19 protein-coding genes and 1 pseudogene are annotated in these 23,572 nt (G+C 56.2%); 9 read left to right on the top strand and 11 right to left on the bottom strand.

The annotated features are described in order from the left end of the window. Positions 1-38: 38 nt before the first annotated feature. From DG357_RS15570 to DG357_RS15550, 5 genes are all read right to left on the bottom strand, one after another. Entirely contained in the window at positions 39-1,595 is a 1,557-nt protein-coding gene (locus DG357_RS15570) for a cyclic di-GMP phosphodiesterase (RefSeq protein ID WP_028013878.1), read from the bottom strand. A gap of 127 nt (positions 1,596-1,722) precedes the next feature. Continuing rightward, complete coding sequence (gene mepS / locus DG357_RS15565) at positions 1,723-2,292, bottom strand: bifunctional murein DD-endopeptidase/murein LD-carboxypeptidase (protein WP_028013877.1); 570 nt, start codon at positions 2,290-2,292, stop codon at positions 1,723-1,725. A 415-nt stretch (positions 2,293-2,707) separates the two neighbouring features. After that, a complete protein-coding gene (locus tag DG357_RS15560) occupies positions 2,708-3,421 on the bottom strand; it encodes a phosphatase PAP2 family protein (protein ID WP_028013876.1) in 714 nt (237 codons plus the stop codon). 33 nt (positions 3,422-3,454) lie between these two features. Beyond that, entirely contained in the window at positions 3,455-4,441 is a 987-nt protein-coding gene (locus tag DG357_RS15555; protein WP_088204788.1) for a CobW family GTP-binding protein, read from the bottom strand. A 123-nt stretch (positions 4,442-4,564) separates the two neighbouring features. Beyond that, complete coding sequence (locus DG357_RS15550) at positions 4,565-6,031, bottom strand: mannitol dehydrogenase family protein (protein WP_088204789.1); 1,467 nt, start codon at positions 6,029-6,031, stop codon at positions 4,565-4,567. Positions 6,032-6,236: 205 nt separating this feature from the next. Here DG357_RS15550 and uxuA point away from each other — a divergent pair, with 205 nt between their 5' ends. After that, positions 6,237-7,427 carry a mannonate dehydratase gene (gene uxuA / locus DG357_RS15545; RefSeq protein WP_069733501.1) on the top strand — a complete coding sequence of 397 codons (1,191 nt, stop codon included), beginning with the start codon at positions 6,237-6,239 and terminating at the stop codon, positions 7,425-7,427. A gap of 45 nt (positions 7,428-7,472) precedes the next feature. On the opposite strand, the gene yeiP is transcribed toward uxuA, so the two are convergent. Beyond that, positions 7,473-8,045 (bottom strand): elongation factor P-like protein YeiP, encoded by a 573-nt coding sequence (gene yeiP / locus DG357_RS15540; RefSeq protein ID WP_008500940.1) that lies wholly within the window; start codon positions 8,043-8,045, stop codon positions 7,473-7,475. Positions 8,046-8,207: 162 nt separating this feature from the next. Here yeiP and DG357_RS15535 point away from each other — a divergent pair, with 162 nt between their 5' ends. Then, complete coding sequence (locus tag DG357_RS15535) at positions 8,208-8,462, top strand: YkgJ family cysteine cluster protein (RefSeq protein ID WP_028013872.1); 255 nt, start codon at positions 8,208-8,210, stop codon at positions 8,460-8,462. Here the strand turns inward: DG357_RS15535 and setB are convergent. Beyond that, positions 8,459-9,640 carry a sugar efflux transporter SetB gene (gene setB / locus DG357_RS15530; RefSeq protein WP_088204790.1) on the bottom strand — a complete coding sequence of 394 codons (1,182 nt, stop codon included), beginning with the start codon at positions 9,638-9,640 and terminating at the stop codon, positions 8,459-8,461. The genes DG357_RS15535 and setB overlap by 4 nt on opposite strands. Positions 9,641-10,001: 361 nt before the next feature. On the opposite strand from setB, the gene fruB reads away from it, so the two are divergent. From fruB to fruA, 3 genes are read left to right on the top strand one after another with little or no spacing between them, the layout of a single operon-like run. Next, complete coding sequence (fruB, locus tag DG357_RS15525; protein WP_028013870.1) at positions 10,002-11,132, top strand: fused PTS fructose transporter subunit IIA/HPr protein; 1,131 nt, start codon at positions 10,002-10,004, stop codon at positions 11,130-11,132. Further along, complete coding sequence (gene fruK, locus DG357_RS15520; protein WP_010433510.1) at positions 11,132-12,070, top strand: 1-phosphofructokinase; 939 nt, start codon at positions 11,132-11,134, stop codon at positions 12,068-12,070. Before fruB ends, fruK begins: the two co-directional genes overlap by 1 nt. 16 nt (positions 12,071-12,086) lie before the next feature. Further along, a complete protein-coding gene (gene fruA, locus DG357_RS15515) occupies positions 12,087-13,772 on the top strand; it encodes a PTS fructose transporter subunit IIBC (RefSeq protein ID WP_049000371.1) in 1,686 nt (561 codons plus the stop codon). Positions 13,773-13,818: 46 nt separating this feature from the next. On the opposite strand, the gene nfo is transcribed toward fruA, so the two are convergent. Next, positions 13,819-14,676, bottom strand: a complete 858-nt coding sequence (nfo, locus tag DG357_RS15510) for a deoxyribonuclease IV (protein WP_088204791.1) — start codon at positions 14,674-14,676, stop codon at positions 13,819-13,821. Positions 14,677-14,740: 64 nt separating this feature from the next. Further along, positions 14,741-15,787 carry a YeiH family protein gene (locus DG357_RS15505; protein ID WP_028013867.1) on the bottom strand — a complete coding sequence of 349 codons (1,047 nt, stop codon included), beginning with the start codon at positions 15,785-15,787 and terminating at the stop codon, positions 14,741-14,743. A gap of 97 nt (positions 15,788-15,884) precedes the next feature. Between DG357_RS15505 and yieE the strand changes: the two genes are divergently transcribed. Further along, positions 15,885-16,751, top strand: coding sequence for a DNA-binding transcriptional regulator YeiE (yieE, locus tag DG357_RS15500; protein WP_045629869.1), 867 nt, complete (start codon positions 15,885-15,887; stop codon positions 16,749-16,751). A 158-nt stretch (positions 16,752-16,909) separates the two neighbouring features. Next, positions 16,910-18,379 carry an amino acid permease gene (locus DG357_RS15495; RefSeq protein ID WP_028013865.1) on the top strand — a complete coding sequence of 490 codons (1,470 nt, stop codon included), beginning with the start codon at positions 16,910-16,912 and terminating at the stop codon, positions 18,377-18,379. Positions 18,380-18,433: 54 nt separating this feature from the next. Here the strand turns inward: DG357_RS15495 and DG357_RS15490 are convergent, their stop codons facing one another. After that, positions 18,434-20,419: a ligand-gated channel protein gene (locus tag DG357_RS15490; protein ID WP_088204792.1), complete on the bottom strand. Its 1,986-nt coding sequence runs from the start codon at positions 20,417-20,419 to the stop codon at positions 18,434-18,436. A gap of 268 nt (positions 20,420-20,687) precedes the next feature. Next, a complete protein-coding gene (fghA, locus tag DG357_RS15485) occupies positions 20,688-21,515 on the bottom strand; it encodes an S-formylglutathione hydrolase (RefSeq protein WP_088204793.1) in 828 nt (275 codons plus the stop codon). A 138-nt stretch (positions 21,516-21,653) separates the two neighbouring features. Here fghA and DG357_RS15480 point away from each other — a divergent pair, with 138 nt between their 5' ends. Further along, positions 21,654-22,802 carry a YbfB/YjiJ family MFS transporter gene (locus tag DG357_RS15480; RefSeq protein WP_063943449.1) on the top strand — a complete coding sequence of 383 codons (1,149 nt, stop codon included), beginning with the start codon at positions 21,654-21,656 and terminating at the stop codon, positions 22,800-22,802. Between the two features lie 102 nt (positions 22,803-22,904). After that, positions 22,905-23,571 (top strand): annotated as a pseudogene (gene folE / locus DG357_RS15475) (GTP cyclohydrolase I FolE). Position 23,572: the final 1 nt, after the last annotated feature.

Genomic DNA, 23,572 nt, shown 5'->3' with positions numbered 1-23,572 from the left:
TAAGCTGAATAATAAGTGACGCCACGGGCAATGTGAAATTATTCCCCGTCAGGCGACACTGTATTTTGCCACGTGCGGAACTGCTCCAGCGGCATCGGGCGGCTAATCCAGTAACCCTGCAAGTAATTAACCCCATGCTCGCGCAGCCAGGCCGCCTGTTCCGGTGTTTCCACCCCTTCCGCAACGGTCGACATATTCAGTCGTCTTGCCAGCGTCAGTACGGCATCCAGCACCGGGGAGGTGACGGTTTCTGTGCCAATGGCGTTGACAAAACCACGGTCGATTTTCAGGTAGTCCATGGTGAAATGTTCAAGATAAATCAGCGCGCTGTGGCCGGTGCCGAAATCGTCGATGGCAATTTCAAACCCTTCGTTATGCAGCCATTCGAAGAGGCTGTTAGCTTCCCGATGGTTCAGCATATCGCGCTCGGTAATTTCCAGTACGATCTGGAAGTAATCAGGCGGCAGCAGGGCTTTGAAGGTGCGCATATCGTCTTTGAAGCTTTCCGCATGCAGATGCCCCGGCGCGATATTAATGCCCACTTTGGCACCCGGCGGCAGCACGGTCTGTAGCACTGGCGCATCGTGAATAATCAGGTCAAAAAGATGCAGCGTGAGCGGAACAATCAGCTTCTGCGCTTCGGCAAAATTGATAAAGGCGTCCGGCGGGATCTCACCCATGGTCGGGTGCTTCCAGCGCATCAGCACTTCAAGCCCGGTCATCCTGAGCGATTTGGCGTCGACAACGGGCTGATAAACCACATAAAACTGGCCGCGCTTGATGGCGCTCAGAATCTCTTTGCCCGGATTGAGACGCGTCGTGAGGATGTAGAAGTTAAGCGACCCTGCCGCAATCCCGCACACCAGCCCGAAGAACAGGGCGTAAAGTATCTCATCGGTCGTCCACTCCTCGGCGTACAGGTTGATGGTCAGAGGAACGTCTTTGAGCGTCGCGGTGCGCGCCGGCGTTTCATGTAAATCCTTCGCTTTGACGAGGGTGCTTGAGGTAGTGGATAACGCATTGTCGCCGATGACGATCGCGATGCCTGCAAACTCGTCCTGGCGCGCGGTGTAAAGAAGGTACGGCGTCAGGTTGAGATTCACCGAGGTGAATACGCCGCCGTCCTTCACAAGCGGATTACGATACCAGATGGCAATTGCGGGCTTATTGGGCAGCATGGGCGTGCCGGGGAGCAGTGCGATATCAACCTGCTTGTTGATGTGCAGCTCGGGTATCAGCTCCTCCATCGGGGCATTCATTGGCCCTGTGGCTGACGAGCAGAACGCCATTTTGTCTCTGACCAGCAGGAAGGCGCGTACGTTGAGGCTGAAGGCCGCGCGTGAGGTCAGCTCCGCGTTAACGTCCTGGCAATTATTGAGCGTCAGCGGCTGGAGCACGTCGATGGAGGCTTTCAGCTCGTCAAAATAGCTCTCCATGTAGATGCGCACATCCATGATCAACGTATCGAATCGGATTTCCCGCTTGTGGTAGCTCCAGAAAAATTGCAATGAACCCAGGAGCAGGGCGGCGATCAGGCCGGTAATGATACTGAGGAACAGTATCTTTCGATGACTGGAGAAGTAGCGGGTGAGCATAAACGTCGTGGTTCCTGAATTGCCGCTGATTGTATTCATTGTAACGGGCAAAAAAAAACACCGCCGAAGCAGTGCTTTTTTTTATTGTATCGCCAGCCAAGGGATAACCAACGATACAATTATCGTATTAACTGCGGGTCAGTACGCGGCGCGCTTCGTTGTAGCGCTTCTTCCAGTACGGTTCATTCATGCTGGAAATGGTCACACCGCTGCTGGTGGAGGCATGTACAAACTGGTCATTACCAATGTAGATGCCCACATGTCGACCGGTAGAACCTGCACGGAACAGCACTAAATCGCCGGTGCGCAGTTTGGTACGTGAAATCGACTTGCCCATCTCCTGCTGTTCGTAGGTCGAACGCGGAAGATCTAACCCAAATTGCTCGCGGAAGGTACGCTGTACAAAGCCGGAACAATCAATGCCTTTTTTAGTGCTGCCGCCAAGACGGTAACGCACGCCTTTCCAGTCAGCATACTGGTCCATAATGCGGGACTTCACGTCCAGATTACGTACCATATTTTCAAATTCATCCTGAGAGGCTTGCAGTGAAGAGGAATCTTCCATTCCCACAACACGCGTCTCAGGATGCATATTCTTTGCGGTGTTCGATGTACTACATGCAGATAACAGTACCGCGACTGCTATCGCCGGGATCCCCCGTAAGATATATCTCAGAAACGGTTGAGATTTGACCATTTTGTTTATTTTCCCTTGAAGTCCTTAACGACAAATATCGTTATAAAAATGCCAAACGTGACGAGACTAATTATCTGTTCACATTGAGACAATTGTTTCTGGTGACATTTGTGGTGCAGCGCACAAAATTATTCACCATCGAAATAATTATCTCCATGGGGCAAAACGAGTTCGAGATTAACCGATTGCCAGGGCTATTGCGAGTAAAAAGAGCCTTTTTTTTATAAGAAATTGTGATACAGAAAGTAAAAATTTGTCATTGCACAAAATAGCGGCAGATCCGCCGCGTAATCGTGCAATTGATTCATTTTTATCACGAATGTGATGACAAGAATATGACAGCGCAGAAAGATCGCGGGAAGGGCATTATCAGGGATCGTGATGATCCCTGATAGTTTACGTTAAAAAACGGTAATTATTTGTTCAATTTTTGTTGCTTTCTACGCGGAAGATAGCGATCGAAAAGGGTAATTAGGCGATCGCTCAAAGGCGTCATCAGAACCCACGGCAGACCAATCAGCACCGCGGAAAGGGAACCCACGACAATATCCGTCAGCCAGTGCGCGCCAATCATCACGCGTGGGAAGGCAAATATCACCACAATAAGCAGGGCGATTGCGAACGCCTTCTTACCGAAATAGCGCAGCATAAACCCAGAAAAAATAAGCAGCATCATGCCGTGATCGCCCGGGAAACTGTCCTTCGAGGCATCTTTTGTTGGAATATGCAGCAGTTCACTCACGCGATAAATATTCGGGAAAGAGAGCGAAGGACTTGCACGTTTTACCGGCATCAGATGTTGTGCCAGCTGATTAATGATCACCGCAGCCAGAAGCATCACCAGTCCGATAATCAGGATGCGGCGACGCCCCGTGTCATCCTCTTTGAGCCAGAAAGAGAGCATCAGGCAGCCCATGGCCAGCAGGGAAAAGCCGTCAAAGGCGCGGTTATTGGTAATCGCCACCAGCCACAGAAAGGCATCACTCTTCACCAGCCCCTGGTTGAAGAAATGAAACAGGGATGAATCCAGCGGGAACCAGAAACCGTGATTCACCGGGATATACCAGGAGAAAAAGAGCGCCAGACCGGCGACATTAAGCAGTAGTATCTGGGGAATTCGAGTCGTCATAACGTTCTGCATTGAGTGAAAACTGGGGCAACGTTAGCCGCCCGAACTTAAACGAAGCTTCAACAGGCTGGACTGCAGGGCATTCCAGTCGGCGTTAACCGCACTAATTAACTCTATTCGGCTGTCAGGTGGCGCGACGTTTTGCGTTTCGATAAAGAAATCGTCGCCCTGGCGGTTGATCCGCACCAGCCCGTCTGGCGTGCGCATGATCCCTTTCACGCGGTCGACCGGCGCAAGCCTGGCCCACTCAAGGATGCCAATGGTATCGAAAACGGTATCGGCATCGAAAATCCATCCGCAGGCCTGATACCCCTGACCGCTGTTAAGGTTACGACGCCAGCGCTGGTGTTCCGGCAGGCTAAGCGCGGCCAGACCCTGCTTTGCAGAATGGTGATGCGCATGCTCTGCGCTGGCCGGGAGTTGCGCCAGGTTCAGACGGGGAAGATCCAGCAGGGCGCTATCAATATTCCCCTGAGTGGCCTGCACCCGCGTCCGATTGCCGCCGAAATGTTGCCACCACGCGCCCAGCGCGGCCCGGCTTTCCGCCGTGGCGCGATCTTCTTTATTGGCGACAATAACGTCTGCTGCGGCGAGCTGATCGCGAAAGTTCTCATTGGCCACCGCTTTTTCATCCAGAAGCTGACGCGGATCGAGCAGGCACAGCGTGGCGCGAAGATCGATCCACGGCTCGTAAACCGGGGCGGTCAGTAAATCGAGGATCTGCTTCGGGTGGCCCAGACCGGTAGGTTCAATCAGCAGGCGGTCCGGTTTGCCCTGACGCAGCAGCGTATTGAGGCCTACCTGCATCGGTAAGCCGTTTACGCAGCACATGCATCCGCCGGGGATCTCTTTAATCATTGCGCCGCTGGATGATAGCAACGCGCCATCAATGCCCACTTCGCCGAATTCATTGACCAGCACGGCCCATTTCTCGGCGGGATCTTTATTCGCCAGCAGATGAAGAATAGAGGTGGTTTTACCGCTGCCGAGAAAACCGGTGATGAGGTTGGTTTTGGTCACGTGCGCTCCGCAAGAGAATTGTGATGCTATAACACTATGCTCTTATCCTGGCGAAAAACGGGCGCAATGAGAAGGGGGAGGGCGAACGGAGGCAATGTCCGTTCGCATTAAGCGCAATAATCGCTAAAGATTTAACGTTTCAATAACAGCCTGGCGTGCGCCACGGCGGGTGATGCGCTGGTAGGCCTGGCTAACAGCCTCAGCGAAAACGCTATTTTGCGCGAGATCGTGACCGAAGACCTCGCTCAGCCCCAGCAGCGCATTGACGCGGTCGGCGTCGCTGCTGGCCTCGACAATCGTGCGGATTTTATCGCTGAGGGGATCGCGAACGTCAATCGCGTTGCCGCGTTCGTCGAACCCGCTGACGTAGCGTATCCAGCCAGCGACGCCCAGCGCCAGCAGCGGCCATTCTGTTTTACGCTCAAGGTGGACGCGGATGCCATCCAGCATTCGCTGCGGCAGCTTCTGGCTGCCGTCCATCGCGATTTGCCAGGTACGATGCTGCAGCGCCGGGTTAGCAAAGCGCTCAATCAGGCTGTCGGCATAGGCAGTCAGGTCGACATCCTTTATACGCAGCGTAGGCGCCTGTTCATCCAGCATTAGCCGCCGGGCGGCTTCGCGGAAGGTGGCGTCCTCCATGCATTCATTAATATGCGCGTACCCGGCGAGATACCCCAGATACGCCAGGAAAGAGTGGCTGCCGTTAAGCATACGTAATTTCATCTGCTCCCAGGGCAGAACGTCCTGCACCATCTGAACGCCCGCCACTTCCCACTCCGGACGCCCGGCGACAAAATTATCTTCCACTACCCACTGAATAAACGGCTCGCAGCTTATGGCGCACGGATCGTCAACGCCGAGCGCGTCGGCGATCTCCGCAAGCGAGGCCTCCGTCGCGGCGGGAACAATTCTGTCGACCATCGTTCCCGGAAAACTCACGTGGCCCTCGATCCACTCCGCCAATGCCGGGGAGCGCTTTTGCGCCATGCCAAGCACCGCATTTTTCACCACGTGGCCGTTGTCCGGAATGTTGTCGCAGGAAAGCACGGTAAACGCAGGCAAGCCGCGCTCGCGGCGGCGATTAAGGGCTTCGACCAGGATCCCCGGCGCGGAATGCGGCTCAGCGGGATTTTCCAGATCGTGGACGATCCGGGCGTTTTGTAAATCCAGCTTACCGGTCGCGGGATCGATGCAGTAGCCTTTCTCCGTAATGGTGAGCGACACAATCGCCACCTGCGGCTCGCAAAACTTCTCTATTATCGCGGGCAGAGAGTCCAGCTTTGCATTCAGGCATTCATGTACGGCCCCGACAATAATCGGCTGATTTCCTTCAGCGCCTTTCTCCAGCACGGTAAACAGGTGATCCTGCGCGCGCAGCTGGCTCATCAGCACTTCGCCGCTGAACAGGCTAATCTCACAAATTCCCCAGTCGCCGCCTTTTTCATTCAGCACCCGGTTTGTTAACAATGCCTGATGCGCGCGGTGAAACGCACCGAAGCCGAAATGGACGATGCGGGAGCGCAGTTGATGACGATCGTAGCGCGGTTGTTGAACCTGGGCTGGAAGGGCGGTTGAGGCAATTGTCTTCATGAAATACACACCTGATTAACCATTAATTAACAATGCCAGTCTAAAGTTATATGACAGCAAATAAAATTGGTAAGCCGTAAATATCCCCGTTCTGTGAGTTTGATCAATCAATGTGCGGCGGCGTGTTGACCCTTCACAGCAAACATGTATGGTAGTCGTCATTGCAGTAACCCATATTGGTATAACAACTTGAGAGGATGAGGCAATGGAACAAACCTGGCGTTGGTACGGGCCGAACGATCCGGTTTCTCTTGATGATGTGCGTCAGGCTGGCGCAACGGGTGTCGTCACGGCGCTGCATCACATTCCTAACGGCCAGGTATGGCCGGTTGAGGAGATTCAACAGCGTCAGGCGCTGCTGGCGGAGAAGGGGTTAACCTGGTCTGTGGTAGAAAGCATTCCGGTTCACGAAGATATCAAAACCCATTCCGGGGAATACCGGACCTGGATTGCAAACTATCAGCAGAGCATTCGCAACCTGGCGGCCTGCGGCATTGATACGGTCTGCTATAACTTCATGCCGATTCTGGACTGGACGCGTACCGACCTGGAATATCAGATGCCGGACGGCTCGAAAGCGCTGCGTTTTGACCAGATTGCCTTTGCGGCGTTTGAGCTGCACATTCTGAAACGCCCGGGCGCCGAAGCAGATTACACCGCTGAAGAGCAGCAGCAGGCCCTTGAATGGTTCAATGCCGCCAGTGAAGCGGACGTTGAGAAGCTGACCCGCAATATCATTGCTGGCCTGCCGGGTGCGGAAGAGGGGTACACGCTGGATCAGTTCCGCGCGCGTCTGGCGGAATACGGCAATATTGATAAGCAGCAGCTGCGTGAAAACATGGCGTATTTCCTGCGCGCTATCGTTCCGGTTGCGGAAGAAGCCGGCGTGCGTCTGGCGGTACACCCGGACGATCCGCCGCGTCCTATCCTCGGCCTGCCGCGTATCGTGTCTACGATTGAAGATATGCAATGGCTGAAAGAGACGGTCGACAGCATCTATAACGGCTTTACCATGTGTACCGGCTCCTACGGCGTGCGCGCTGATAATGACCTCGTGCGGATGATAGAAACCTTTGGCGATCGTATTCACTTTACGCATCTGCGTGCGACCTGCCGGGAGGAGAATCCAAAGACCTTCCACGAGGCCGCGCATCTGGGTGGCGACGTAAACATGGTGGCGGTGGTCGACGCTATTCTGGCTGAAGAGGCGCGTCGCAAGCAGGCGGGCGATATGCGTCCTATTCCGTTCCGTCCGGATCACGGACACCAGATGCTGGACGATCTGCGTAAGAAAACCAACCCGGGCTATTCGGCGATTGGCCGCCTGAAGGGGATGGCGGAAGTGCGAGGGGTCGAGCTGGCGCTGAAGATGACGAAGTATCCGGAGCTTCTGTAACCGGAATTGTCGGGTGGCGAAGCCGCCACCCGACAAATGCCATAATCAGTCAGCACGACCCATATAGCGTTTTTCTTCAATATGGATGCGGATCTTCTCGCCAGCGGAGAGATATTCCGGCACCTGCACAACCAGACCGGTGGTCAGGGTCGCTGGTTTGTTGCGCGCACTTGCTGACGCGCCTTTGATGCCCGGCGCGGTTTCAACGATTTCCAGATCCACGGTCTGCGGCAGTTCAAGCGCCAGCAGCACGCCGTCCCAGGTCAGTACCTGCATGTCTGGCATACCGCCTTCAGGAATGAACAGCAGCTCTTCTTCGATCTGATCTTTGGTGAAGATGTACGGGGTGTAATCTTCTTTATCCATGAACACGTATTCGTTGCCGTCGATGTAGGAGAAATCAACGTAGCGGCGGGTCAGGGTCACGGTATCAACGATATCGTCACCTTTAAAACGTTCTTCCACCTTCAGGCCGGTACGCACATCGGCGAAACGCATTTTGTACAGCGTCGCTGCACCACGGGCGCTTGGTGCCTGAATGTCGATGTCTTTCACAATCAGCAATTTGCCGTTGTAATTCAGTACCATACCTTTCTTAATTTCGTTCGCTCTTGGCATTGCAGTAATCCTGTCTACGGGAGGTAAAAAATATCGCGCCAAATTACTCGCGCGCGGCCTTTCAGGCAAGTGGAATTCGTGGCTTTTGCTATCAATACGCAAAAGGTGTTACTGTGCGCCCGATGCCCGACTGTACGGGTGTTCGCCACCGAGAGAGCATGTATGGATTGTCGTCCAGATTGCGGCGCGTGCTGTACCGCTCCGTCCATTTCAAGCCCCATTCCAGGCATGCCTGAAGGCAAGCCCGCCAATACCCGCTGCGTTCAGCTCTCTGAATCCAACCTGTGTATGATCTTTGAGTCTCCCCTGCGCCCGAAGGTCTGTTCCGGGCTTCAGCCATCAGCTGAAATGTGCGGCAGCACGCGCGCGCAGGCAATGACATGGCTGCTGGAGCTGGAAGCGCTCACCGCGCCTTAAACGTCCTTGATCCTCGCCAGACAGCCAATCGTCAGCGTACACATCACCAGCGCAATCCAGAACACCGTGTGGTAGTTCCAGATCTCGGCAACGATACCGGCCATCGAGCCCGCGATAATCCAGCCCACGCGGGTGGTATTAGTATAAAGGGTGGTGGCGGCACCTGCCTGCCCCGGCATCAGATCCTGGAAGTAGAGCATGCCAATCCCCGCCAGGATGCCGATATACACGGCGTTCAGCAGCTGTAAAGCAAGAAGCAGGGCTGGCGTATGGACCGTCAGCATGCCAACGTAGAATAGCAGCCCGGCGACGGCCGCAATGCGCATTAAAAAACGCTTTCCAAAACGCTTCGCATAATAGCCTGCAATCAGCATGGTTGGGATCTCAAGACCCGCGGCGGTGCCCATCATAATGCCGGCCAGCTTCTCCGGCAGGTGTAGCTCATCAATAATAAACAGCGGCATGTTAATGATATACAGGCTGTTGGTGCCCCACATCAGCGTGCAGATAACAAACAGGAGCAGGGCATCGCGGCGGTTACGACGCGGCGCTTCCAGCACGCCCGTTGCCACTTTGGGCTCTTTGCGCATTGACGGCAGAAAAAACCATACCATTGCGCCGCACGCCACAAACGCGACCGCCGCGCTCAGGTACATCACCGTAAAGCCAAACCCCATTGCCAGCGCGTAGGCCAGCGGCGGGCCAATTACCCATGCCAGCGACACCTGAGCGCGCAATATCGAGCTGAACATCACCGCTTCCCGCCCGGTATGGTCGGCATGTTCGCGGGCAAGGGCAAACAGCTGCGGGTTGGCGGTTGAGCCAAAGCTGCTCAGAAAAACGCCGATGAATAGCAGAATGAAATAGTTACGGTTCCAGGCAAACAGGACGCAGGCCAACACCCCCATCAGACAGCAGAAAACGATCAGGCTTTTACGATCGCCTTTGCGGTCGGAACGACCGGCGAGAAACTGGCTGACAAGAATGCCGATGATGGCGCTTCCGGTAAAAAAGAAGCCAACCATCGCCGGACGGGCGTGAACTTCGTTGGTCAGGAACAGGCTCAGCGTCGGGGTTTGCAACGCACCGGCGATGCCCGTAAAGAAGGCAACAATCAGGAACGCCGTTGACGTCAAATCAAAGGGCTTCAGCGCGGTGGCCGCAGGGGTGTTATGCATGTTTTATAATTAGCGAGTAACAGAGAGGGGCGGAGTTTACGCCGTCAGTTAAAAAATAAACAGTGGGTGAAGTCAATTACCCCACGAAAAATCAAAATGGCATTTCAACTTACTCCCCACCTGGCTGAACTTAGCTGAAACTGGTTTGCTGAAGTTCAGCAAAATTTAGCTGAACGCAGAAGAAATGTGCAGTATCTCTAAATTCTGATATCGGAAATACGACATTTCTTGCAAGCCAATGCAGAAAGCGCAAGACTTTTTGAAACGTTTCAGCGCTATCTTGTTTTAACAAACGGAGCAGGCTAGCGCATTTTTTCTCATGTAAGCTGAAACGATTCACTTTCAGCAGGAGAGGAGAACCATGTTCCAGTTATCTGTTCAGGATATTCACCCGGGCGCTCAGGCCGGGGATAAAGAAGAGGCTATTCGTCAGGTTGCCGCTGCCCTTGTGCAGGCGGGTAACGTCGCGGACGGCTACGTAAACGGTATGCTGGCGCGCGAGCAGCAGACCTCCACCTTCCTCGGCAATGGCATTGCCATTCCGCACGGCACAACCGACACCCGCGACCAGGTGCTGAAAACCGGCGTTAAGGTCTATCAGTTCCCGCAGGGCGTGCTCTGGGGCGACGGCCAGGTGGCTTATGTTGCTATCGGTATCGCGGCGAGCAGCGACGAACACTTAGGCCTGCTGCGTCAGCTGACGCATGTCCTGAGCGATGACTCCGTGGCGGAACAGCTGAAGTCTGCAACAACCGCTGAAGAGCTGCGGGCGTTGCTGATGGGCGAAAAACAGAGTGAAGCGCTGAAGCTGGATAACGACACGCTGACGCTGGATGTTGTGGCCTCCGATCTGGTCACGCTGCAGGCATTGAACGCGGGTCGCCTGAAAGAAGCGGGTGCCGCTGATGCCACCTTTGTGACGCGCGTGATTAACGATAAACCGCTGAATCTCGGCCAGGGCATCTGGCTGAACGACAGCGCTGAAGGCAACCTGCGTAGCGCAATTGCAGTGAGCCGCGCCGCCACCGCGTTCGACGTTGAGGGCGAGACAGCAGCCATGCTGGTGACCGTGGCGATGAACGATGAGCAGCCGGTTTCGGTGCTGAAGCGTCTGGGCGATCTGCTGCTGAACAATAAAGCTGAAAAACTGCTGAACGCCGATGCGGCGACCGTGCTGGCGCTGCTGACCAGCGACGACGCTCTAACGGACGACGTGCTGAACGCCGAGTTCGTGGTGCGCAACGAACACGGCCTGCATGCCCGTCCGGGCACCATGCTGGTCAACACCATTAAACAATTTGAAAGCGAGATTACCGTGACCAACCTGGATGGTTCGGGCAAACCGGCCAACGGCCGTAGCCTGATGAAAGTCGTCGCGCTGGGCGTGAAGAAAGGCCATCGCCTGCGCTTCACCGCGCAGGGCGCAGATGCTGAACAGGCGCTGAAAGCAATTGGCGACGCCATCGCGGCAGGTCTGGGGGAGGGCGCATAATGAGCAGACGTGTTGCGACTATTACGCTGAACCCGGCTTATGACCTGGTGGGGTTTTGCCCGGAAATTGAACGCGGCGAAGTTAACCTCGTGCGTACCACTGGCCTGCATGCTGCGGGCAAAGGGATTAACGTCGCGAAGGTGCTCAAGGATCTCGGTATCGACGTCACCGTAGGCGGATTCCTCGGTAAAGATAACCAGGATGGCTTCCAGCAGCTGTTCAGCGAGCTGGGCATTGCCAACCGTTTCCAGGTTGTGCAGGGCCGTACCCGCATCAACGTTAAGCTGACGGAAAAAGACGGCGAAGTGACCGATCTTAACTTCTCCGGTTTCGAAGTGACGCCAGCTGACTGGGAGCGCTTTGTGACCGACTCCCTGACCTGGCTGGGCCAGTTCGATATGGTGTGCGTCAGCGGCAGCCTGCCGTCCGGCGTCAGCCCGGAAGCGTTTACCGACTGGATGACGCGTCTGCGCAGCCAGTGCCCGTGCATTATCTTCGACAGCAGCCGCGATGCGCTGGTGGCGGGTCTGAAAGCCTCTCCGTGGCTGGTGAAGCCAAACCGCCGCGAGCTGGAGATCTGGGCAGGACGCAAGCTGCCGGAATTAAAAGATGTGATTGAGGCCGCCCATGCGCTGCGCGAGCAGGGTATTGCTCACGTGGTGATCTCGCTGGGTGCAGAAGGGGCGTTGTGGGTTAACGCTTCAGGTGAATGGATTGCCAAACCGCCGTCAATGGAAGTAGTGAGCACCGTTGGCGCAGGGGATTCTATGGTTGGCGGCCTGATTTACGGCCTGCTGATGCGTGAATCCAGTGAACATACATTACGTCTTGCCACCGCCGTTGCAGCCCTGGCCGTGAGCCAGAGCAATGTCGGTATTACCGATCGTACCCAGTTAGCCGCGATGATGGCGCGCGTTGACTTAAAACCTTTTAACTAACAGCAGGAGAGGAATAATGAAAACGCTGCTGATCATTGACTCCGGTCTCGGACAGGCTCGCGCCTACATGGCGAAGACCCTGCTGGGCGCGGCGGCACAAAAAGCACACCTGGACATCATTGATAACCCAGGCGATGCCGAACTGGCGATTGTCCTGGGCGATAAAATTCCCGCTGACAGCGCGCTGAACGGCAAAAAAGTGTGGCTGGGCGATATTAATCGCGCGGTGGCACACCCGGAACTGTTCCTGAGCGAAGCGAAAGGTCACGCGACCGTCTACAGCGCGCCTGTCGCGGCGGCTCCTGCTGCGGCCTCGGGTCCGAAACGCGTTGTCGCGGTCACGGCCTGCCCGACGGGCGTGGCGCATACCTTTATGGCGGCTGAAGCCATTGAAACCGAAGCGAAAAAACGCGGCTGGTGGGTGAAGGTTGAAACCCGTGGCTCCGTGGGGGCGGGCAATGCCATTACGCCGGAAGAGGTCGCTGAGGCCGATCTGGTGATTGTGGCGGCAGATATCGAAGTGGATCTGGCGAAATTTGCCGGCAAACCGATGTACCGCACCTCTACCGGCCTGGCGCTGAAAAAGACCGCGCAGGAGTTTGATAAGGCCCTGGCAGAAGCCAAACCGTATCAGGCCACCGGCGCAGTAAAAACGCCGACCGAAGGCAAAAAAGAGTCTGCGGGCGCATACCGTCACCTGCTGACCGGCGTGTCCTACATGCTGCCGATGGTGGTTGCGGGCGGCCTGTGTATCGCACTGTCGTTCGCGTTTGGTATTACGGCATTTAAAGAAGAAGGGACGCTTGCGGCTGCGCTGATGCAGATCGGCGGCGGTTCAGCGTTCGCGCTGATGGTGCCGGTGCTGGCGGGCTTTATCGCTTTCTCCATCGCTGACCGTCCGGGTCTGACCCCGGGTCTTATCGGCGGTATGCTGGCAGTGAGCACCGGCTCCGGCTTTATTGGCGGTATCATCGCCGGTTTCCTCGCGGGTTACGTCGCGAAGCTGATTAGCTCGAAGCTGAAGCTGCCGCAGAGTATGGAGGCGCTGAAGCCAATCCTGATCATTCCGCTCATCTCCAGCCTGGTGGTCGGTCTGGCGATGATCTACCTGATTGGTAAGCCGGTTGCGGGTATCCTGGCGGGCCTGACCCACTGGCTGCAAACCATGGGCACGGCGAACGCGGTGCTGCTGGGCGCAATCCTCGGCGGCATGATGTGTACCGACATGGGTGGCCCGGTGAACAAAGCGGCATACGCCTTTGGCGTTGGCCTGCTGAGTACCCAGACCTACGCGCCGATGGCGGCGATCATGGCGGCCGGTATGGTGCCACCGCTGGCGCTTGGCCTGGCGACGATTATTGCCCGTCGTAAGTTCGACAAAGCGCAGCAGGAAGGCGGTAAAGCGGCGCTGGTGCTGGGCCTGTGCTTCATCACCGAAGGTGCGATTCCGTTCGCGGCGCGTGACCCAATGCGTGTTCTGCCGTGCTGTATCGTCGGCGGCGCGGTAACGGGTGCCATCTCCATGGCGATTGGCGCGAAGCTGATGGCACCGCACGGCGGTCTGTTCGTCCTGCTGATCCCTGGCGCCATCACCCCGGTACTGGGTTATCTGCTGGCGATTGTTGCCGGTACGCTGGTGGCAGGCCTGTCTTACGCGGTGCTGAAACGTCCGGAAGCGGAAGTTGTGGCAAAAGCAGCGTAAGCACTAAGCAATAAAAAAGCCGGGTGCTAATGCAACCCGGCTTTTTTTATGCCGCCTGTTCTGCGGTTTGCTGAGCCTTCAGCCAGGCAATCTCCTCCGCCCAGATATCCGGATTGATGGTTTCCAGCACCATCGGAATACCGTCGAAGCGGGCGTCCTGCATAATAAAGCGGAAGGCATCGTGACCGATATTGCCTTCGCCCAGGCTGTGGTGGCGGTCAACGCGGCTGCCGAACGCGCTTTTCGCATCGTTCAGGTGCATACCGCGCAGATATTTAAAGCCAACAACGCGCTCGAACTCCTCGAAAGTATTTTTCGTGGCCTCGGTTGTGCGCAGGTCATACCCGGCGGCAAACGCATGGCAGGTATCAATGCACACGCCCACGCGAGACTTATCTTCCACGCCGTCAATGATTGCCGCCAGATGTTCAAACCTAAAGCCGAGGTTGCTGCCCTGACCAGCCGTGTTTTCAATCACTGCGGTGACGCCTTTGGTCTTATCCAGCGTCATGTTGATGGATTCGGCAATGCGCGCCAGACAGGCATCTTCATCAATCTGCATCAGATGACTACCCGGATGGAAGTTCAGCAGCGTCAGCCCGAGCTGTTCGCAGCGCTGCACTTCATCAAGGAACGCCTCGCGGGACTTATCCAGCGCTTCCTGCACCGGATGCCCGAGGTTAATCAGATAGCTGTCGTGGGGAAGGATCTGACCCGGCCCGTAATGGAATTTTTCACAGGCGGCTTTGAAATCGTCAATGACCTCAGCGGTGAGCGGCGCGGCGCGCCACTGGCGCTGGTTTTTGGTGAACAGGGCGAAAGCGGTAGCCTCAATTTCGGCGGCGCGAATGGCGGCATTCGCCAGGCCACCTGCAGCGCTGACGTGCGCTCCAACGTATTTCATAAAAAAACTCCTGTTAACCCGAAACGCTTATGATAGCGGGTTAACAGGAGAAGGACGAGATGGTTTATGCCATCAGGCTGTGCACGGCGAGGTTAATCGCACCGCCGCCGACAATCAGCCAGATGAAGAGCACCAGCGCCATCAGCAGCGGCTTCGCACCGGCTTTTTTCAGCGCGCTGACGTGCGTGGTCACCCCCAGCGCCGCCATCGCCATCGCCAGCAGCACCGTATCCAGCGTCACCAGCATCTCCACTACCGCTTTCGGCAGCAGGTGGAAGGAGTTAAAGATAGCGACCACGATGAACAGGATCGCAAACCACGGAATGGTGATTTTGCTCTTCTCGCTGCCGCCAGCCGGTGCCAGCTGTTTAACACGGGCCGCGAGGAAAATCAGGAACGGGGCCAGCATCATCACGCGCAGCATTTTGGCAATGACCGCCGCGTTTTCCGCTTCCGGGTTAATGGCGTGACCTGCCGCCACCACCTGCGCCACTTCGTGCATGGTTGAGCCAATATAGATGCCGTAGGTTTCCGGGCTAAACCAGTGCGCCACCAGCGGGTACATGGCCGGATACAGGAAGATTGCCAGCGTACCGAAGATAACCACCGTCGCGACCGCCACCGTCACTTTACTGGCTTCGGCTTTAACGACGGGTTCTGTTGCCAGCACTGCGGCCGCGCCGCAGATGCTGCTGCCTGCGCCGATTAACCAGCTGGTTTGCTTATCCAGGCCAAACACTTTCTGACCGATAAAGCACGCCAGTAAAAAGGTGCTGGTCAGCGTCAGGACGTCAATGGCAATCCCGCTGACGCCCACGTCCGCAATCTGCGAAAAGGTGAGACGGAAGCCGTAAAGGATAATCCCGAGACGTAATAAATGCTGCTTGGCGAAAATCACGCCGCCGTCACAGGATTTCCAGATGTGGGGGTAAACGGTGTTCCCGACCACCATGCCGAGCAAAATGGCCAGCGTTAACGCGCTGAACCCTGCACCGGCCACTGCCGGAATACTGCCGCCCCATAAGGCCACGCCGGTGACGACGGCGCTGAGCGCAAGGCCGGGCACGAAGTGCCACACTGTACGATGATGTTGTAAGGTGATTTCTGACATAACCTTCTCCTTTGTCTGGCTAAAGGTTACGGCGCGCTGGCTTAAAAATAAAATTGATTATATATTTATAATCAATCTTTATAAGTGGTAAGCAACCATGCACATTACATTGCGTCAGCTGGAAGTGTTTGCCGAGGTGCTGAAAAGCGGCTCGACGACCCAGGCGTCACAAATGCTGGCGCTCTCGCAGTCTGCCGTCAGCGCGGCGTTGACCGATCTCGAAGGCCAGTTGGGCGTCCAGCTGTTTGACAGGGTAGGGAAGCGACTGGTGGTTAACGAACATGGCCGCCTGCTTTACCCGCGCGCGCTGGCGCTGCTGGAGCAGGCTATTGAAATCGAGCAGCTGTTCCGCGAGGACAACGGCGCGATCCGCGTTTTTGCCAGCAGCACCATCGGCAACTACATCCTGCCGGAAGTGATTGCCCGCTACCGCCGGGATTTCCCGACCCTGCCGCTGGAGATGAGCGTGGGTAACAGCCAGGACGTGATCAACGCGGTGATTGATTTCCGCGTGGATATCGGACTTATCGAAGGTCCTTGCCACAACGTCGATATCATTGCCGAGCCCTGGCTGGAGGATGAGCTGGTGGTGTTTGCGTCTCCGGCCTCGTCGTTATTGCAGGGTGAGGTGACGCTGGAGCGGCTGGCGCAGGCGCAGTGGATCCTCCGCGAGCAGGGTTCCGGCACGCGTGAGATTGTCGACTACCTGCTGCTGTCGCATCTGCCGCATTTCCAGCTGGGAATGGAGCTGGGAAACTCAGAGGCGATTAAGCACGCGGTGCGTCATGGCCTGGGCATCAGCTGTCTTTCCCGGCGGGTGATTGCCGAACAGCTGGAGACCGGATCGCTGGTGGAAATCCCCGTTCCGCTGCCAAAACTGGTGCGCACGCTGTGGTGCATCCACCATCGTCAGAAACACCTGTCCAGTTCGCTGCAGCGTTTTCTGCGCTACTGCGAGATGTAAAAGCGCCCCTCACCCCAAAGGGGAGAGGGAAAAATAATGCGTTACTTATAATCCTGGACGCGTCATGAAGCTCTCTTATAACAGGGTATTTCTGCCGGAAGGAACGCAGATCGTCTGCTACAATTGCGCCTCATTTATTAAATGGACAGCATTTTCACATGGTTTCAGAAACTAAAACCACAGAAGCGCCCACGCTACGTCGTGAACTCAAGGCGCGTCACCTGACGATGATCGCCATTGGCGGCTCTATCGGTACAGGTCTTTTCGTTGCCTCTGGCGCAACGATTTCGGCAGCCGGCCCGGGTGGGGCATTATTCTCTTATATCCTGATTGGCCTGATGGTTTATTTCCTGATGACCAGCCTGGGCGAACTGGCGGCATACATGCCGGTGTCAGGTTCGTTTTCGACCTACGGACAAAAATACGTTGAGGAAGGCTTCGGCTTCGCGCTGGGCTGGAATTACTGGTACAACTGGGCCGTCACCATCGCCGTGGACCTCGTCGCCGCGCAGCTGGTGATGACCTGGTGGTTCCCGGACACGCCGGGCTGGATCTGGAGCGCCCTGTTCCTCGCCGTCATCTTCCTGCTGAACTACATCTCCGTGCGCGGCTTTGGCGAAGCGGAATACTGGTTCTCTTTGATCAAAGTGGCCACCGTCATCATCTTTATCGTCGTCGGCGTGGCGATGATCGTGGGTATTTTCAAAGGGGCTGAACCTGCGGGCTGGAGTAACTGGACCATCGGCGACGCGCCGTTTGCCGGGGGCTTCTCGGCGATGATTGGCGTGGCGATGATTGTCGGCTTCTCCTTCCAGGGCACGGAGCTGATTGGTATCGCGGCCGGTGAATCCGAAAACCCGGAGAAGAACATTCCGCGCGCGGTGCGTCAGGTGTTCTGGCGTATCCTGCTGTTCTACGTGTTCGCTATTTTGATTATCAGCCTGATCATTCCGTATACCGATCCAAGCCTGCTGCGTAACGACGTGAAAGACATCAGCGTCAGCCCGTTCACCCTGGTCTTCCAGCACGCGGGCCTGCTCTCAGCGGCGGCGGTAATGAATGCGGTGATCCTGACGGCGGTGCTGTCGGCGGGTAACTCCGGCATGTACGCCTCCACCCGTATGCTTTATACCCTGGCCTGCGACGGCAAAGCGCCGCGCATTTTCTCGAAACTGTCCCGCGGCGGCGTACCGCGCAACGCGCTGTATGCCACCACGGTGATTGCCGGCCTGTGCTTCCTGACCTCCATGTTCGGCAACCAGACGGTGTACCTGTGGCTGCTTAACACCTCCGGGATGACGGGCTTTATCGCCTGGCTGGGCATTGCCATCAGCCACTACCGTTTCCGTCGCGGCTACGTCATGCAGGGTCATGACCTGAATAACCTGCCGTACCGTTCAGGGTTCTTCCCGCTGGGGCCGATTTTCGCCTTCGTTCTGTGCCTGATCATTACTCTGGGTCAGAACTATGAGGCCTTCCTTGCGGACACCATTGACTGGGGTGCCGTCACGGCGACCTACATTGGTATTCCGCTGTTCCTGATCATCTGGTTTGGCTACAAACTGACGAAAGGAACCCGCTTCGTTCGCTACAGTGAAATGGATTTCCCGGAACGATTTAAACAATAACCGCGCTTCCTCTCTTTCAGCCCGCTCAACCGAGCGGGCTTTTTTATGGGCAGATCAGAAGCTGTAGGTCATGCCAACCGTATAGCGACGCCCGTCCAGCACGGTGTCATACGTGTCGTAGTCAATCTGCTTATCCAGCACGTTATACACACCGGCGGTAACCAGCAGGTTTTTGTTCGCGTTGTAGCGCAGACCGACATCAACCTGAGTGTAGGACGGTGTGCCCTGGGACATTGACGTGCGGCTCAGGTACTCAGACGTTTTACCGCGAAGGTTCAGACGGCTCCAGAAACCGACGTCGGGCGTCGCCTGCCAGTCCAGGGTAGTGTTGAACATGTGCTTCGGCATCTTGTTCAGCGGCTTGCCTGAGAACTGACCGCTCTTCTGCTCAGATTCGGTATAGGTATAGTTTGCGGTCCAGTTTACATCGCGTGAGATTTTCCAGCCGAAGGAGGACTCCACGCCGCGCATGTTGGCTTTGTCCACGTTAACGCGGTCGCTCACGAAATCATAGCTGTGATCGCCAATCGTACAGGCGGGATCGGCGCTGCTGTTACAGCGGCGAACTTCCGTAATCTTGTCCTTGAAGTCGGTATTAAACAGCGTCACGCCGGCATTCAGGTTATCGTTGTTATCCCAGAGCAGGGCGAGCTCTTCGCTCAGGCTCTTCTCTGGTTTCAGATCCGGGTTGCCGACGATGATACCGTCAAGACGGCCGCCACCCGTTACCTGGCCCCAGCTGGCAGACGACTGACGCAGATCCGGCGCACGATAGCCAGCCGAAACCCCGCCTTTCAACGTCCAGTGATCGGCCAGGTGCCATACGCCGTAACCGCGCGGCGTCCAGTTCGTCCCGTAGTTTTGGTCTTTGTCCATACGCAGGCCGCCGGTCAACGTAAAACTTTCCGTCATTGACCATTCATCTTCGGCAAACAGGGCCCAGCTCCAGCGCGTCAGTTTATTCAGACCGTCCGCCGCTTCCAGCTGATTGCCCTTGTCGCGCAGTTTCTCATACCGATACTGTCCGCCGAGGGTCAACGTATGATCGCCGAGGAAAATCTGGTTCTGGTTGTTGAAGGTGGTGTTATAGGAGCGCATTTCGCGACCTGGATTATTGGTCTCTTCCTGCTGGATATAGCTGGTGGTATTGAAGTCGTCGTAATACCCGCTGTGGGTTAACGAGTAGGTCGTGTGCTCATAGCGCGAGTCGCTTTTGGTATTTGGCGTACAGGTTGTTCCCCGGCAGGTTTCAGCCGCTTTCGACATCCCTGGCGTGCTGTTTCTGTCCTGAAGCTCGCGAGCAAAGTCGAGGTCGAAATCGTTCTTCTCGTCCGGCGTGAAGTTCAGGGTAATGCCACCGTTACGCATTTTCTGCTCGTTATACCCGTTCACGATTTTATCTTCGGCGCGGCGTGACAACAGCCCCGTCACTTTTGCGCCAAGCAGACCGTCAATCAGAGGACCAGAAGCGTAGGCGTTGGTCTGGAAGATATCGCCGGAATCATGGTTTTCCTGGAAGGTTGCATCGCCGTGCAACGAACCGGTCCAGGCTTTAGTGTTTGAGACTTTTTTGGTAATGACGTTGATGACGCCACCCATCGCATCGGAGCCGTAAAGTGAGGACATCGGGCCGCGGATAACCTCAATGCGCTCAATGGACTCCAGCGGCGGCAGCCAGCCTTGTTCAATACCCGAGTTGTCGCTGTTTGGGCGGGTGCTTCGCGTACTGACGCGTTTGCCGTTCACGAGGAACAAGGTGTACTGAGATGCCATGCCGCGAATGCTGATATCACTGCTACTCCCGCCGCCGGTGACGACCACGCCCGGGACGTCTCTCAGGGCATCGGTAACATCACGGTAGGCTTTATCTTCAATCTGCTGTTTCGAAATAACAGAGATGGAGGCGGGGGCATTCTGGATCTTTTGTTCAAAACCCGTCGCGGTGACGACAACGGTGTCCTGATCGGCTGCGTGAACGAGAGGGGTGAATGTGGCAGCGCCAACGGCGACGGCCAGGAGCTTAATGCGGGGTATTGTCATTTGTACATTCCGTATAAAAATGAATAAAACTCCATCAGGATAACCCTGAGAACTGTATGTTTTTGTCTTTTAAGAACTCTTTAAGATGGAGAAGAGCCTGGAATTGTACAAAAGAATGAAGAATTGTAAACACAAATGATAATTGAAATCATTTGTGTTTGAGGAGAGTGAAAGGAAACCAGCCTGGATTCAAGCGGATAGAACTATGTAAATGAGGGGGAGGGGAAAGGCCCGGTATGCAGGAGGCTACCGGGCAAAAAGGCTGAACTTACCTGAACAGATGTTCCGCATGGAAGCGGAGATGATCTTCAATAAAGGACGCCATAAAGTAATAGCTGTGGTCATACCCGGGCTGAATGCGCAGCGTCAGCGGCCAGTCCTTCTGGCGCGCCGCTTCAGCCAGAACCGCTGGCTGTAACTGTCCGGCGAGGAACTGATCCGCATCACCCTGGTCGATAAGCATCGGAATCGCATCTTCCGTCCGGCTTGCCAGCATCAGCGCGCAGCTGTCCCATTCCTGCCATTTCTCTTCATCTTTACCCAGATAGTTTGTGAAAGCTTTTTGTCCCCACGGCACCTGCGTTGGGTTCACAATCGGCGCGAACGCAGAGACGCTGGTGTATTTCCCCGGGTTTTTCAGCGCCATGATTAACGCCCCGTGCCCGCCCATGGAGTGCCCGCTGATGGCGCAGCGGTCGCTCACCGTAAATTCGGCCTTAATCAGCGCTGGCAGCTCGTCGCGAATGTAGTCATACATGCGGTAATGGCTCGCCCACGGCTGCTCGGTGGCGTTGAGATAAAATCCGGCACCTTTGCCCAGGTCGTACCCGGCATCGTCCGCCACATCATCGCCGCGCGGGCTGGTGTCGGGCATCACCAGCGCAATGCCCAGCTCGGCCGCAATACGCTGCGCGCCCGCTTTGGTAGTGAAGTTTTCGTCATTACACGTCAGGCCTGAAAGCCAGAATAGAACCGGCGGATTTTCCGTCGGGGGCAGGAAAATGCTGAACGTCATAGCACAGTTCAGCGTGGTGGAGTCGTGCCGCCAGCGCTGCTGTCGACCTTCAAAACAACGGTGCTCTTCGAGCAGTTCCATGCAGGGCTCCTTAATGAGAATAGCTATTCATTAGAGCCATAATACAGCGTTTTCATTTACCTGTGAGCAACTTTCACTTTCGCGGAGCGGCGAGATGCTGCATCATAAATTTACTTTTCTTTAACAATTGGAGCGGTCATGGCGCTGCGTATTGCGCTTAGTGGGTTTGTCGTTCTGGTGGTGGCGATGGGGATAGGGCGCTTCGCCTTTACGCCTCAGGTGCCGCTGATGATTGCCGCCGGGCAACTCACGCTCACCAGCGCAGGTCTGGTGGCGGCGATGAATTATCTGGGCTATCTGGTGGGCGCATGGGATGCCATGCGGGCCCACCGCTTTGTTGAAACGCGACTCTGGCTTGGCATCACCGGTGCGGTTGCGCTGACCTTGCTCTCCGCCGCCGCGGATAACGCCGTTGTGCACGGCCTGCTGCGCTTTGTGATTGGCTGCATGAGCGGCTGGTCAATGGTGCTGATTGCCGCCTGGAGCAACGAGCGGCTGGGACAGCTGGGTAAACCGGGGCTCAGTGCCGCCGTGTTTGCTGGTCCTGGCGCGGGCATCGCCCTGAGCGGCCTGCTCGCGGTCTATATTCAGGCGAAATCCCTTTCGGCCGGTGCGGCGTGGCAAATCTACGGCGTGCTGGCGCTGGTATTGGTCGCGCTGGTGGCGCGCTATTTGCCGCGTTCCGGACAGCTTCATCGACCCGGCAGCGCGCCAGAGCCGCTGTTGCTGACGACGGATCTCAAGCGCCTGGTCTGGAGCTACAGCCTGGCGGGATTTGGCTATATCCTTCCGGCGACCTTCCTTTCGCAAATGGCGGCGGTGCGTTTTCCCGGCAGCCTGTTTGCCCAGTTTGTCTGGCCGATTTTTGGTGCCGCGGCCGTGGTGGGGATTGCGCTCAGCATTCTTTTGCGCCACACCTCAACGGCTAACCGCAGGCTGGCTATCGTGCTGTGGTTACAGGGCGCGGGCGTGCTGGCGGCCTGGCTGTTGCCGGGCATTGGCGGCTTGCTGACGGGCGGGCTGCTGGTGGGAGGCGGGTTCCTCTGCGCGGTGCAGCTCTCTCTTTTATACGGCCGCGAGCTGGCGCCACACCACACGCGCTATATGGCGGGGCTGCTCACCACCGGGTATGCCATCGGGCAATTGGTGGGGCCGGTGACCTCGGCGTTATCAACCTGGCTAACCCACCGGCTGGAGCCTGCGCTGGGGCTGGCTGGCGTTGCGCTGTTTGTCGCAGGTGCCCTGGTCTGGAATCGCCACGCTGAAAGGCAACAGCAATTGCAATAATTATCGTCGTGAATACTGGATTATGTGCGTCGCCTCACGCACAATGAGCGCATACTTTTGCCACAACGAGGGCGAAAGACGCCACACCTGCAGGAGAACAAAATGTCATCACTCAGTAAAGAAGCTGCCCTGGTCCACGACCCTGCTCGCGCGCGGTCTTGAAACGCCACTGCGTCCGCCCGTTCAGGATATGGACAATGAAACCCGTAAAAGTCTGATTTCCGGGCATATGACCGAGATCATGCAACTGCTGAATCTCGATCTGAGCGATGACAGCCTGATGGAGACGCCCAAGCGTATCGCGAAAATGTACGTTGACGAAATTTTCTCCGGACTGGATTACGCCAACTTCCCGAAAATTACCGTCATCGAAAACAAGATGAAGGTGGATGAGATGGTGACGGTCCGTGATATTACGCTGACCAGCACCTGCGAGCACCATTTCGTGACCATCGACGGTAAAGCGACCGTGGCGTATATCCCGAAAGACACGGTGATTGGCCTGTCGAAGATCAACCGTATTGTGCAGTTCTTCGCGCAGCGCCCTCAGGTGCAGGAGCGTCTGACGCAGCAGATCCTGATCGCGCTGCAAACGCTGCTGGGTACCAATAACGTGGCGGTCTCTATTGATGCGGTGCACTACTGCGTGAAAGCGCGCGGCGTGCGTGATGCGACCAGTGCGACCACCACCACCTCGCTGGGCGGCCTGTTTAAATCGAGCCAGAACACCCGCCAGGAGTTCCTGCGCGCCGTGCGTCACCACAACTAAT

The sequence above is a fragment of the Enterobacter bugandensis genome (genome assembly GCF_900324475.1).
Taxonomy (GTDB): Bacteria; Pseudomonadota; Gammaproteobacteria; order Enterobacterales; family Enterobacteriaceae; genus Enterobacter; species Enterobacter bugandensis.
The sequence above is the reverse complement of the archived record's forward strand: the minus strand, read 5'-3'. Positions and strand labels throughout refer to the sequence as shown.

What these genes read in the sequence shown, in the direction of transcription:
- DG357_RS15570 (WP_028013878.1), bottom strand. Translation starts at nt 1,595, where the DNA reads ATGCTCACCCGCTACTTCTCCAGTCATCGAAAGATACTGTTCCTCAGT.
- mepS (WP_028013877.1), bottom strand. Translation starts at nt 2,292, where the DNA reads ATGGTCAAATCTCAACCGTTTCTGAGATATATCTTACGGGGGATCCCG.
- DG357_RS15560 (WP_028013876.1), bottom strand. Translation starts at nt 3,421, where the DNA reads ATGACGACTCGAATTCCCCAGATACTACTGCTTAATGTCGCCGGTCTG.
- DG357_RS15550 (WP_088204789.1), bottom strand. Translation starts at nt 6,031, where the DNA reads ATGAAGACAATTGCCTCAACCGCCCTTCCAGCCCAGGTTCAACAACCG.
- uxuA (WP_069733501.1), top strand. Translation starts at nt 6,237, where the DNA reads ATGGAACAAACCTGGCGTTGGTACGGGCCGAACGATCCGGTTTCTCTT.
- yeiP (WP_008500940.1), bottom strand. Translation starts at nt 8,045, where the DNA reads ATGCCAAGAGCGAACGAAATTAAGAAAGGTATGGTACTGAATTACAAC.
- DG357_RS15535 (WP_028013872.1), top strand. Translation starts at nt 8,208, where the DNA reads ATGGATTGTCGTCCAGATTGCGGCGCGTGCTGTACCGCTCCGTCCATT.
- setB (WP_088204790.1), bottom strand. Translation starts at nt 9,640, where the DNA reads ATGCATAACACCCCTGCGGCCACCGCGCTGAAGCCCTTTGATTTGACG.
- fruB (WP_028013870.1), top strand. Translation starts at nt 10,002, where the DNA reads ATGTTCCAGTTATCTGTTCAGGATATTCACCCGGGCGCTCAGGCCGGG.
- fruK (WP_010433510.1), top strand. Translation starts at nt 11,132, where the DNA reads ATGAGCAGACGTGTTGCGACTATTACGCTGAACCCGGCTTATGACCTG.
- fruA (WP_049000371.1), top strand. Translation starts at nt 12,087, where the DNA reads ATGAAAACGCTGCTGATCATTGACTCCGGTCTCGGACAGGCTCGCGCC.
- nfo (WP_088204791.1), bottom strand. Translation starts at nt 14,676, where the DNA reads ATGAAATACGTTGGAGCGCACGTCAGCGCTGCAGGTGGCCTGGCGAAT.
- DG357_RS15505 (WP_028013867.1), bottom strand. Translation starts at nt 15,787, where the DNA reads ATGTCAGAAATCACCTTACAACATCATCGTACAGTGTGGCACTTCGTG.
- yieE (WP_045629869.1), top strand. Translation starts at nt 15,885, where the DNA reads ATGCACATTACATTGCGTCAGCTGGAAGTGTTTGCCGAGGTGCTGAAA.
- DG357_RS15495 (WP_028013865.1), top strand. Translation starts at nt 16,910, where the DNA reads ATGGTTTCAGAAACTAAAACCACAGAAGCGCCCACGCTACGTCGTGAA.
- DG357_RS15490 (WP_088204792.1), bottom strand. Translation starts at nt 20,419, where the DNA reads ATGACAATACCCCGCATTAAGCTCCTGGCCGTCGCCGTTGGCGCTGCC.
- fghA (WP_088204793.1), bottom strand. Translation starts at nt 21,515, where the DNA reads ATGGAACTGCTCGAAGAGCACCGTTGTTTTGAAGGTCGACAGCAGCGC.
- DG357_RS15480 (WP_063943449.1), top strand. Translation starts at nt 21,654, where the DNA reads ATGGCGCTGCGTATTGCGCTTAGTGGGTTTGTCGTTCTGGTGGTGGCG.